The 12131-nt window shown below is 62.0% G+C and carries 11 protein-coding genes; 8 read left to right on the plus strand and 3 right to left on the minus strand.

Annotation, left to right across the window (positions count from 1 at the left end; translation table 11 throughout):
- The 4 genes from VL202_RS07055 to doeB all read left to right on the plus strand — a co-directional run.
- Positions 1 to 482, plus strand: a 482-nt coding sequence (locus VL202_RS07055; protein ID WP_325463422.1) for a pyridoxal-phosphate dependent enzyme, incomplete at its 5' end; no start/stop codon positions are given.
- Positions 479 to 1468 (plus strand): ectoine utilization protein EutC, encoded by a 990-nt coding sequence (gene eutC / locus VL202_RS07060; protein WP_325463423.1) that lies wholly within the window; start codon positions 479 to 481, stop codon positions 1466 to 1468. The genes VL202_RS07055 and eutC, both read left to right, overlap by 4 nt.
- A gap of 32 nt (positions 1469 to 1500) precedes the next feature.
- Positions 1501 to 2694, plus strand: coding sequence for an ectoine hydrolase DoeA (gene doeA / locus VL202_RS07065; protein WP_325463424.1), 1194 nt, complete (start codon positions 1501 to 1503; stop codon positions 2692 to 2694).
- Positions 2695 to 2701: 7 nt separating this feature from the next.
- Positions 2702 to 3706 (plus strand): N(2)-acetyl-L-2,4-diaminobutanoate deacetylase DoeB, encoded by a 1005-nt coding sequence (gene doeB / locus VL202_RS07070; protein WP_325463425.1) that lies wholly within the window; start codon positions 2702 to 2704, stop codon positions 3704 to 3706.
- Positions 3707 to 3745: 39 nt separating this feature from the next.
- Here doeB and VL202_RS07075 read toward each other — a convergent pair whose 3' ends face one another.
- Positions 3746 to 5032 (minus strand): glycerate kinase, encoded by a 1287-nt coding sequence (locus tag VL202_RS07075; protein WP_325463426.1) that lies wholly within the window; start codon positions 5030 to 5032, stop codon positions 3746 to 3748.
- A 14-nt stretch (positions 5033 to 5046) separates the two neighbouring features.
- Entirely contained in the window at positions 5047 to 6636 is a 1590-nt protein-coding gene (locus VL202_RS07080; RefSeq protein ID WP_325463427.1) for a GMC family oxidoreductase, read from the minus strand.
- A 227-nt stretch (positions 6637 to 6863) separates the two neighbouring features.
- On the opposite strand from VL202_RS07080, the gene VL202_RS07085 reads away from it, so the two are divergent.
- From VL202_RS07085 to VL202_RS07100, 4 genes are all read left to right on the plus strand, one after another.
- Entirely contained in the window at positions 6864 to 7946 is a 1083-nt protein-coding gene (locus tag VL202_RS07085; protein ID WP_325463428.1) for a sugar ABC transporter substrate-binding protein, read from the plus strand.
- A 100-nt stretch (positions 7947 to 8046) separates the two neighbouring features.
- On the plus strand, positions 8047 to 9087 hold the full coding sequence (locus VL202_RS07090; protein ID WP_325463429.1) for an ABC transporter permease: 1041 nt from the start codon (positions 8047 to 8049) through the stop codon (positions 9085 to 9087).
- A 6-nt stretch (positions 9088 to 9093) separates the two neighbouring features.
- Positions 9094 to 10596: a sugar ABC transporter ATP-binding protein gene (locus VL202_RS07095; RefSeq protein ID WP_325463430.1), complete on the plus strand. Its 1503-nt coding sequence runs from the start codon at positions 9094 to 9096 to the stop codon at positions 10594 to 10596.
- Positions 10597 to 10606: 10 nt separating this feature from the next.
- Positions 10607 to 11566, plus strand: coding sequence for an ABC transporter permease (locus VL202_RS07100; protein WP_325463431.1), 960 nt, complete (start codon positions 10607 to 10609; stop codon positions 11564 to 11566).
- A gap of 80 nt (positions 11567 to 11646) precedes the next feature.
- Here VL202_RS07100 and gloA read toward each other — a convergent pair whose 3' ends face one another.
- On the minus strand, positions 11647 to 12060 hold the full coding sequence (gloA, locus tag VL202_RS07105) for a lactoylglutathione lyase (RefSeq protein WP_325463432.1): 414 nt from the start codon (positions 12058 to 12060) through the stop codon (positions 11647 to 11649).
- Positions 12061 to 12131: the final 71 nt, after the last annotated feature.

Consider the following 12131-nt stretch of genomic DNA (forward strand, 5'->3'; position numbering starts at 1 on the left):
CCGCAACCGTGCTCGTGCCCCTGTCGGGCGGCGGCCTGGCAGCCGGCGTGGCTGCCGCCGTCAAGGGGATGAACCCCGGCACGAAAGTGATCGGCCTGACGATGGAGCGGGGGGCGGCCATGAAGGCGAGCCTCGATGCCGGCCGTCCGGTGCAGGTCGAGGAATTGCCGAGCCTTGCCGATTCGCTCGGAGGCGGCATCGGGCTCGATAACCGGCTGACCTTCGCCATGTGCCGCGACCTGCTCGACGAGGTCGTCCTGCTCTCCGAAGAAGAGATCGCCGCCGGCATGCGCCATGCCTATGCGGTGGAGCGCGAGATCGTCGAAGGTGCCGGTGCCGTGGGCATGGCCGCCCTGCTTTTCGACCGCATCCGACTGCCAGGACCGGTCGTCGTCATCCTGTCCGGCTGCAATGTCGATATGGAATTGCACCGCCGGATCATCAACGGCGCCGTGTCCCTCGCCACGGAGGAGGCCGCATGAGCCGGATGATCATTCTCACAGAAGCCGAGTTGAGAGCCATCGTAACGCTGGACCGCGAGATCGTCGGCTGTATCGAGGACGCGTTTCATGCCTTGGCGACCAAAGCCGTCGCCATGCCGCCGATCCTGCGGCTGGATATTCCAGAACATCGCGGTGAAGTCGATGTAAAGACGGCCTATGTGCCGGGGCTCGACGGTTTTGCCATCAAGATCAGCCCCGGTTTCTTCGACAATCCGAAGATCGGCCTGCCGAGCACCAACGGTATGATGGTACTGCTTTCGGCAAAAACCGGCCTCGTCCAGGCGCTGCTGCTCGACAATGGCTACCTTACCGATATCCGCACCGCCGCCGCCGGCGCGGTCGCGGCCAAGCATCTGTCGCGGGAGGATTCAGGCGTGGCCGCGATCTTCGGTGGGGGTATGCAGGCGCGGCTGCAGCTGCAAGCGCTGATGCTGGTGCGGCCGATCCGTGAAGCGCGGATCTGGGCGCGGGATGGTGCAAAGGCGCGGCTGGTCGCGGCCGAGCTTGCGGCAGCGCTCGGTATTCCAGTCGTCGCCCATGCGGATGCGAAACAGGCCGTCACCGGTGCCGATATCATCGTCACCACCACGCCCTCGGACATCCCGATCCTGAAGGATGAGTGGCTGCAGCCCGGCCAGCACATTACGGCCATGGGGTCGGATGCCGAGCACAAGAACGAGATCGAGCCGGCCACCGTCGTCAACGGCTACTACGTGGCCGACAGCGTCGGGCAGACGCGTCGCCTCGGCGAATTGCACCACGCGATCGCCGCCGGCCTCGCAGAGGCCGAGGTGGATTTCCCCGAACTCGGGCAGATCGTCGCCGGGCAGAGGCCAGGGCGCACCGGCGCAGACCAGATCACCATCGCGGACCTGACCGGAACCGGTATCCAGGACACCGCCATCGCAACGCTTGCCTTTACGCGTGCCGGTTCGGCAGGCGCTGGCACCGCATTTGAAAGTTGAGACCGGCACCTGCCGGAGAATGAGGGAGTGACATGACCCAACCGAATCTCAAATTCTCCTTGGGGGAATATGAAGCGCGCCTGAAAAAGACGCGGCAAGCCATGGAGAAGAAAGGCGTCGATCTTTTGATCGTCAGCGATCCCTCCAACATGGCCTGGCTCACCGGCTATGACGGCTGGTCCTTCTATGTGCACCAGGCGGTCATCGTACCGCCGACCGGCGAGCCGATCTGGTATGGCCGCGGCCAGGATGCCAACGGCGCCAAGCTCACCGCCTATCTGAAGCACGAGAACATCATCGGCTATCCGGATCATTACGTTCAGTCGACCGAGCGGCATCCGATGGACTATCTCGCCGCAAAGCTTGCCGAGCGCGGTCTCGACAAGCTGACGATCGGCGTCGAGATGGACAATTACTGGTTCTCGGCCGCCGCCTTCGCCTCGCTGATGAAACATCTGCCGAATGCGCGCTTCGTCGACGTCACCGCGCTGGTCAACTGGCAGCGTGCGGTGAAAAGCGAGACCGAGATCAAATATATGCGCAATGCCGCCCGCATCGTGGAGGGCATGCACCAGCGCATCTTCGACACGATCGAAGTGGGCATGCGCAAATGCGACCTGGTCGCGGAAATCTACGACGCCGGCATTCGCGGCACGGACGGGCCGGATGGCAAGATCGGCGGTGATTATCCGGCGATCGTTCCGCTCCTGCCATCCGGCGTCGATGCCTCCGCACCGCATCTGACCTGGGACGACCGGCCGATGAAGAGCGGCGAAGGCACGTTCTTCGAGATCGCCGGCTGCTACAACCGCTATCACGTGCCTTTGTCGCGCACCGTCTTCCTCGGCAATCCGACGCAGGAATTCCTCGATGCCGAGAAGGCGACGCTGGAAGGCATGGACGCCGGTCTTGCCGCCGCCAAGCCCGGCAATACCTGCGAGGATATCGCAAACGGCTTCTTCGGCGTCCTGAAGAAATACGGCATCGTCAAGGACAACCGCACCGGCTACGGCATCGGTATCTCCTATCCGCCGGACTGGGGCGAGCGCACGATGAGCCTGCGTCCCGGCGACCGCACCGAGCTGAAGCCCGGCATGACCTTCCATTTCATGACCGGCCTCTGGCTCGAGACCATGGGCCTGGAGATCACCGAAAGCATCCTGATCACCGAGACCGGGGTCGAATGCCTGGCCAATGTGCCGCGCAAGCTGTTCGTCAAGGATTGAGCCTGCCATGAGCGACACCGGACTGCGCGCCTCACCCATCACGCCGACCGTCGATTTTTCGGCTGACGGCATCCAGCATGGTTTTCTCCGGCTGCCCTATAGCCGCGACGATTCCGCCTGGGGCTCTGTGATGATCCCGATCACCGTCGTCAGGAACGGGGAGGGGCCGACGGCCCTTCTCACCGGCGGCAATCACGGCGACGAATACGAGGGGCCGATCGCCCTGTTCGACCTCGCTCGAACCTTGAAGACGGAGGATGTTTCCGGCCGGGTCATCATTATCCCCGCCATGAACTATCCTGCTTTCGTCGCCGGTACCCGCACGTCACCGATCGACAAGGGCAACATGAACCGCAGCTTTCCGGGCAGGCCGGACGGTACGGTGACGCCGAAGATAGCGGACTATTTCCAGCGCGTGCTTCTGCCGCTTGCCGATATCGTTCTTGACTTCCACTCGGGCGGCAAGACGCTCGATTTTTTGCCCTTCTGCGCCGCCCACATCCTGCCGGGCAAGGCGCAGGAGGCGCACGCGTTCGACCTGGTTGAAGCCTTTTCCGCGCCCTATTCGATGAAGATGCTCGAGATCGACGCCGTCGGCATGTACGACACGGCGGCGGAAGAGATGGGCAAGGTGTTCATCACCACCGAGCTCGGCGGCGGCGGCACTTCGACAGCCAAGACGGCAGGGATCGCCAAGCGGGGCGTGATCAACGTGCTGCGCCAGGCGGGCATCGTCAAAGGCAAGGCCGCCGTGTCATCAACGCAATGGCTGGATATGCCGGACGGCGACTGCTTTGCCTTTGCGGAAGAGGGCGGGTTGATCGAGCCGCTCGTCGATTTGGGAGACACTGTCGTCAACGGCCAGGTGATTGCGCGCATCTATCCGATCGGGCGCACCGGTGTCGCGCCCTGCGAGGTTCATGCGAAAATGGACGGCATGCTCAGCGCCCGGCATTTCTCCGGGCTCGTCAAAGCCGGAGATTGCATCGCGGTCCTGGCGATAGCGGTCTGACGCTTCGCCGCTGTAGTTCGAATGACGATACGGAAGACGCTATCCGCGATCCGAACCGGGCTTTCGAACCAGAATCGCCCGAAAATCATTGACGTTGGTCCCGGTCGGGCCGGTGACGAGCAGGTCGCCGGTCGCGTGAAAGGCCGTCCAGGCGTTGTTCTGCATCAGCATCGACTTGGCATCGACGCCGGCTTTGCGCATGCGCTCGACGGTATGACCATCGGCAAAGGCGCCGGCATTGTCCTCGGAACCGTCGATGCCATCCGTATCGGCTGCAAGCGCATGAATGCCGTCGGTGCCGTTGATGCCGAGTGCGAAGGATAGGAGAAACTCGCTGTTGCGTCCGCCCTTGCCCTTCGCGCGCAGCGTCACGGTCGTTTCGCCGCCGGAAAGCAGCAGGACGGGTCTGGCGAAAGGCCTGTCACATGTTGCGATCTCGCGGGCGATTGCCGCATGCATGCTCGCCACGTCACGGGATTCTCCTTCAACCGAATCCGAGAGAATCCGAGCTTCGATGCCGTGCCTGCGCGCTTCTTCGGCAGCAGCTTCAAGCGAGACCGCGGCCGAGGCGACGACATGGACTTCGTTGCGCGTAAACCGCGAATCATCAGGCCCCAGCCCGTCTGCTGCCGAAGATTCAAGATGCGCCATGACGGCTTCGGGAAGGTTCATGCGGTAAGCATCGATCAAGGCGAGCGCATCCTGCCGGTTTCCGACATCTGGCACCGTCGGGCCGGAGGCAACCAGCGCGGGATTGTCGCCGGGAATATCGGAGACGACGAAGGAGACGACCCTGGCCGGATGGGCAGCGGCCGCAAGGCGTCCGCCCTTGATGGTGGAGATGTGCTTGCGGATTGTGTTCATGGCCGAGATTGGCGCGCCGGACGCCAGAAGGACTTGGTTGACGGCAATTTCGTCGGCAAGCGTCAGGCCCTGCGCGGGAGACGGTAGAAGGGCAGAACCACCACCGGAGATGAGCGCGATGACGAGATCGTCTTTGGTCAGTCCTTCCACGGCTCGAAGCAGGCGCCGCGATGCGGTGAGGCCCGCCTCGTCGGGAACGGGATGGGATGCTTCGATGATCTCGATATGCTTGCAGGGCACTGAAAAACCGTAACGGGTGACGACCACACCCTCCATCGGCCCGTCCCAGAGGGTCTCGAATGCGGCGGCCATTAGTGCCGACGCCTTTCCGGCACCGATGATAATGGTGCGGCCCTTCGGCTTTTCAGGCAGGTGCTGGCGAATGCCGTGGACCGGGTCGGCGGCCCTGACGGCCGCATCGAAGGTCGCGCGCAGGAAGCGGCGTGGGTCGAGGGACTGCATGGAAGGTCCTTGGTTCAGTGCCCGGCCCGGATGAGATCGGCTGCTTTTTCGGCAATCATGACCGTTGCCGCATTCGTATTGGAAGAGATCAGGCGTGGCATGATGGAACTGTCGCAGACGCGCAGCCCCTCGATGCCACGGACGCGCAATTGTGGATCGACCACCGCGTCGGCGTTGTCGGCCGCGCCCATGCGGCAGGTGCCGACGGGGTGGTAGGCCGAGCGCCCGTGCTCGCGGGCGAAGGCCATGGCCTGTTGCCGGTTGGTGACCTGCGTGCCGGGAAGATGCTCGCGCTTGATGTAAGGTTTGAAGGCCTCCTGGGCCAGGATGTCCCGGCTGATTAGAATGCCGTCGGCAGCGCGCTCCAAGTCGTAGGGCTCGGCATACGGGTTCGGGTCGATGATCGGAGCATCCGTCGCATTTGCGGTGCGTAGCGTCACGCTGCCGCGCGAGCGCGGGCGTACGGGATAGGAATTGAGCGTACAGCCGTTGCCGCCGGGGACGGATCCGACCCCCTCCTCGACGCCGGCGCCGGGGAGAAAGTGAAACTGGATGTCGGGCGTCTTTTCCGTCCTGTCGCCCCACCAGAAGGCGCCCGCTTCGACGATGTTGGAGGCGACCGGTCCCTTGCCGAACAACATATATTCAAGCCCGGCCATCGCTTGCCAATGCAGCTTCTTGTAGCGGTCGATGCCGTAGGAGCCCGACAGTTCGGCAAGAACATCGACATCCATATGGTCCTGAAGATTCTGGCCGACTCCGCTGAGGTCGTGAAGCGCGTCAATGCCGACAGACCGCAGATGTTCGGCCGGACCGATGCCCGATAGCATCAGCAGTTTCGGCGAGCCGATGGCGCCTGATGTGACGATGACCTCCCGGTCCGCCCGCAGAGTCACAGGCCGTCCGTTCTCGATGATTTCGACTCCGATGGCCCTGCCGTTCTCGATGACGATCCGGTTGACCATGACGTCGGTACGCAGCGTCAGGTTCGTGCGAGCAAGGGCCGGTTTCAGATAGCCGGTAGCGGTGCTGCTGCGCTTGCCGTTCTTCGTCGTAGCCTGATAGAAGCCGGTACCCTGCTGGCTGACGCTGTTGAAATCGCCATTGTAGGGGAGACCTGCTTCCTGTGCGGCGCGCACGAAGACGCGGGTGAGCGGATGGGGTGTCGTCGAGGTGACACCAAGCGGGCCTTCGGTGCCGTGATGCGGGCCGCCGAGCGAGTCGTTGCCTTCGGAGCGCCGGAAATAGGGCAGCACATCCGTGTAGGACCAGCCATCGCAACCTTCCTCATGCGCCCAGGCGTCGTAGTCCTCGGGGCAGCCACGGGTGAAGACCTGCGCATTGATGGAACTGCCGCCGCCAAGCACGCGGGCCTGCGGATAGACCATCCGACGTCCGCCGATTTCGCGACCGGGTGCAGTTTCATAACCCCAGATCAGCGGGCCTGCCGTCATCTTGAAGAAGCCCACCGGAAGATGGATGTAGAAGTTCGTGTCGCGCGGACCCGCCTCGAGCAGGGTAACCGTAACGGCAGAATCTTCGGTCAGTCGCGCCGCGAGAACGCATCCCGCAGAGCCGCCACCGATGATGATATAGTCGGGCATTCCATTCCTCCGCTTGAGATTTTCTGCCGGTTTTTCATCAGCTTTGCATCTCTTCGACGCGCACCATCTCAAGTCTCTTGTGCGGCGTCAAGAGAAAGGGTATGGTTATCGTGTTGAAGGGTTGTCGTACAAATATTGGAGGGCGCGACAAGCTTTCGGACCAGTTTAATGCATCCGCACAAAGTTGCTGAACCGCAGTTTGCAGAATTTCAACGGGAGGATTGAGAATGAAAGATGGAAAGATTTTGATGAATTTCGGCGAGATCAACCGCCGAACGCTGATAATTGGCGCGGCCACCGGTCTTGCTGTTTCGGCCATGCCGAAGCGCCTGTTCGCGCAGGGAGCGCCGACATTGGTGACCTCGATCCGGTCGCTGTCCAATCCGTATCATGCGGTGTGGAAAACCGGTGCTGAAGCCTTTGCCAAATTTGCCGGGCTGGAGCACGTGACGCTGGTATCCGAAGGCAACAGCGAAAAGGGCATTGCCGACATCAAGGCGATGCTGGCCAAGACCGGCGGCAACATGGTTCTCAATTCCGACCCGAACGATACCCCGGATGCGCGTCCGATCGTCGAGGCCTGCAAGGCGGCCGGCGCCTATGTCGTCACCCAGTGGAACAAGCCGGCCGATCTTCATCCGGTGGACTTCAATCCGAACTATGTTTCGCATATCGAATTCGACGGGATTTCCAGCGGCAAGGAGATCGCCGAAATCCTGTTCAAGGCGATCGGCGGCTCGGGTGGCATCATCGCGCTCGGTGGCCAGATCTCGAACACGGCGGCCATCGAACGCAAGAAAGGCCTCGATGCGGCCCTCGCTGCCAACCCGAATATCAAGCTGCTTGATTTCCAGGTCGCCAACTGGAAGTCCACCGAAGCCTTCGACCTTACCGGCAACCTGCTCACCCGGTTTGGCGACGAAATCAAGGGTATTTGGGCCGCCAACGACGACATGGGCACAGGCGCGCTCGAAGCGCTTCGTGCGGAAGGCCTCGCCGGCAAGGTTCCGGTCGTCGGCATCGATGGCATCAAGTCCGCCATCGACGCGGTTCGCACGGGCGAATTCGCTGCCACAATCACATCCGATCCGTTCTGGCAGGGCGGTATCGGCCTGGCGCTCGGCTACAATGCCCTGACGAAGAAGTTCGATCCGGCCGCCGAGCCGGCGGAGCACCGCGAGTTCTACGGCAAGGTGGTTTCGATCACCAAGGACAATGTCGAGGAATATTACAAGACCAACATCGAAGCTCAGCCGAGCCTCGACTGGACCGATCTGTGGGGCCGCGTCGTCGGCCAGATCAGAACGTAAGCATCTCAACAGATGCCCGGCGCGCCATTGGCCGTCGTGTATAGCCGGCAGCGGAACGTTTCCGTTGCCGGCGTTTCAGCCCGGATGCGGAGTATATCTTTTGACGATCAATTCTGAAACCATGAAGCCCGTCACCAACCTGGAGCGGACATCAGCCATGGATGCTGTTTTTGCGCGGTTCTTTCGCGGCCAAGGGGCGCGCCGCCTGCGCACATTCGCACCGCTAATCGTGCTTGTCGTGCTGTGCGTGCTGATCTCCATCGCAAACCCGAATTTCATCGAAATACGCAATCTCGTGCGGATCGCCAATTCGTCGGCGGTGCCACTCACGCTCGCCATGGGCATGACGTTCATCATCCTGATGGGCAGCATCGACCTGTCCGTGGAAGGCGCGCTTTCCGTCGCCGCCATGGTGCTGGTGTTGCTCGCAAGCAATGACGCCAACGACAATGATTACGGCTGGCTTGCCGTTATCGCGGCAATCGCAGCCAGCACGGCGATGGGCCTGCTGAATGGGATCATCCAGACAGTCTTGCGGATTCCGTCGTTCATGGCGACGCTCGGTATCTGGTTTATCGGCCTCGGCCTTTCGGTTTTCATGCTCGGCGGCTCGGCCATCCGGTTGATGGACAATTCCGTCCGCTCGCTGGCGCTGGAACGCTTTCTCGGCCTGCCGCTGGCGGTATGGGTCGCAACCGCGGCCTTTCTGCTGGCGATTGTCATTCAATACCACACGCGCCTCGGCCGGCATATCTTGGCGATCGGTGGCGGCGAGGACGTGGCCGAACTGTCCGGCGTCAATCTCAAGCGTGTCCGCATTACCGCTTTCGGCGTCGCCGGTTTCTTCTTCGGCATCGCCGGAGTTCTGGCCGCCGCACAACTCGGCCAGTCGAATGCCGTGATCGCCGACGGCCGCCTGTTTGCAGCCGTCACGGCCGTCGTCGTCGGTGGAACGGCGCTAACGGGCGGCGAAGGCGGCGTGGTCAATACGCTGGTCGGCGTGCTGATCGTCACAGTGCTTGCCAATGGCATGGTGCTTCTGGGCATCTCCCCATACGTGCAGCAGACGGTGCAAGGCCTGATGATCATCGCCGCCGTCGCGCTGTCGCTCGATCGTCTCCGTCTCAAGATCGTGAAGTGAACGGCTATGTTGTCAGTCAACGGAATCTCGAAATCCTTCATGGGCGTCAAGGCGCTGAAGAACGTCTCGCTGGAAATCCGGCCGAATGAAGTCATCGGCCTGATCGGTGAAAATGGCGCCGGTAAATCGACGCTCATGCGCACGCTCGCGGGCACGCTGCAGCCGGACTCCGGCACGATGACGCTGGATGGCGAGCGGCTGCGTTTGCGCAGTACACGTGACGCCGCCGTTCATGGCATCGGCATGGTGTTCCAGGAGCAATCGCTGCTTCTCAACATGTCGGTCGCAGAAAATATCTACCTCGGGCAGGAGCATCAGTTCACCCGCCTCGGCATTGTCAACTGGAAGGCGATGCGGGAAGCGGCGCGACGCCAGCTCGGCAAGATCGGCGTCGATATCGACGTGACGACACGCACCTCCGAACTCACCTTTGCCGCCCGCCAGATGGTCGAACTCGCCAAGGCACTGACGCTGGAGGAAAGCGTATCACGACCGCTGGTCATTCTTCTCGACGAGCCGACGTCGGTTCTGACATCGTCCGACATCGACGTGCTGTTCGAGCGCATCCGCTCCCTGAAGAAGCGGGCGAGTTTCGTATTCGTCTCGCACCGCCTCGACGAGGTCCTGCGTATTTCCGACCGGGTTTACACCATGAAGGACGGCGAAGTTGTTGCCGAGCATCAGGCAAGCCAGGTGACGGGGCCGGAACTGCACGAGATTATGGTTGGCCGCGGTCTGCAGACCGAATACTACAAGGAGCCGCGCCAGATGGCGCCTGGGCCTGACGTTATTCTCGAAGCCAACGGCTTGGGCGTCAAAGGTGCCTTCCACGGCGTCGATTTCAAGATCCATGCGGGCGAGATCGTCGGTATTGCCGGCGTCGTCGGCTCCGGACGCGAGGAGATCACCCGCACGCTCGGCGGCTTCCTGCCGCAGACTGAAGGGTCGCTGAAAATTCGAGGCGAGGCTGTGCGCTTCACCTCGCCGGAACAGGCGGTGCGCAAGAGTATCGGCTATGTGCCGCGCGAACGCCGGATCGAGGGGCTGGTGATGTTCCTGTCGATCGCCGAGAACATCACGCTTGCCGATCTGTCCAGCGTCATGAAGAACGGCAAGATCGATTATGGGGCAGAGCGGAAGCTCGCCACTGACTGGATCCGCAAGCTGCGCATCAAGGCACCGGGCCCGGAGATTGCCTGTCGCAAGCTTTCCGGTGGCAACCAGCAGAAGGTGGTGCTGGCCCGCTGGATGACGGCCGGGTCGCGTGTTTTGATCCTCGATCATCCCACCCGCGGCCTGGATGTCGGCGCCAAGGAAGAGGTCTATGAACTCGTCCGCGATCTCTCCGCACAGGGCATCGCCATCCTGCTCCTGTCGGACACGCTGGAAGAAACCATCGGGCTTTCCCACAGGGTTCTCGTCATGCGGGATGGCGAAGTCACGGCGCGTTTCGATGCTGCTGCCGGCAACAAGCCGGACCAGGTCGATCTCGTGCGGGAAATGGTGTGAGGAAACGGCCATGAAGAAACTATCCGATATCTTCGCGCAGGGCTGGGTCCAGGGCGCCATTCCTCCGGCGCTTCTGGTGCTGCTGATCGCCATCGTCGAGATCGGCTCGCCAGGCTTCCTGACCGGTGAAACTCTAGGGCTTCTGCTCGGCAATACCGCCGTTCTGTTCATTCTCGCGACCGGCGTCACCTTCGTTATCCTCATCGGCGGCATCGATCTGTCGATCCAAGCCGTGGCGTCGCTTGCAAGCGTCATTCTCGCGCAGTTGCTGCCTTCCATGGGTGCATTGGCTTTCCCGGTGGCGGTCGGATCCGGGCTCATCGTCGGCATTCTCAGTGGCTTCGTCCATGTGCGCCTGCGTGTTCCTTCCTTCGTCGCGACGCTTGCGACCGGCGGCGTCGTTGCCGGCATGGCGCTCTGGTTTGCGCAGGGGCGGGCGATCACCATCGAGGAAGGCGGCCGCCTCAGCACCACCTGGATCAATGGCGCCGTTGCCGGTATTCCGGTCGTGGCCATGCTCGCCGCCATCGTCGGCATCATCAGTTTCATGGTGCTGCGCTACACGCGCTTTGGCCGCTACAGCCTGGCGGTCGGGGCCGGTGAGCCGGCGGCGCTGGCCGCAGGCGTCAATGTCGATCGTACTAAGATCATCGCCTTTGCCATTTCCGGCACACTGGCGGCGATCGCCGGCGTCATTCTGGCTGCAAGGCTTTCCAGCGGTTCGCCGAGCCTTGCCAACCAGCTGCTGCTGCCCGCCATCGCCGCCGTTATCGTCGGCGGCACGGCCATTACCGGCGGTCTCGGCGGCGTGGCACGCACGGCAGTCGGGGCGCTGATCATCTCGATCGTACGCATCGGCATGACCTTCATCGGCGTCAACATCTTTGCGGAAAACGTGGTCTTCGGGGCTGTGCTGATCATCGCGGTGGCCATCACCATCGACCGCTCGAAAATCCCGGTCATCAAATGAGTACGCAATTTCCTCCCAGGAAAGCGTCCCACGGTCGGGAAAGGAACCGCGCCATCGGGCGCGGTTCCGAAAACGCCCGCTCAGGACATCGTATCGAGGTCGATCAATTCGATCTTGTAGCCGTCCGGATCTTCGATGAAGGCGATATGCGTCGTACCATGCAGCATCGGCCCCGGAGGGCGAGGAATGCGCGCGCCCTGCTTTTCCAGTTCTGCGCACACGGCGTAGATATCGCGAACGCCAAGAGCCAGATGTCCGAACGCCGTGCCGAGGTCATAACTGTCCTCGCGGCGCCAGTTAAAGGTGAGCTCGATGACCGTATCGGTCTCCTCCGGGCCATAGCCGACGAAAGCGTTGGTGAATTTTCCGCCCGGATAGTCGTCGCGACGCAGAAGCGTCATGCCGAGAAGCTCGGTGTAGAATTTGATCGAGGCATCAAGGTCGGAAACCCGGATCATTGTGTGCATGTTGCGAAAGCCGCTTGCAGCGCTCATCGTCCTCTTCCTTTAATAAGATATGGTTTTCATTCTGATTTTCGACATAAGAGCAGTGCGCGAAGGCACGG

The organism is Pararhizobium sp., assembly GCF_035497515.1.
Lineage (GTDB): Bacteria > Pseudomonadota > Alphaproteobacteria > Rhizobiales > Rhizobiaceae > Pararhizobium.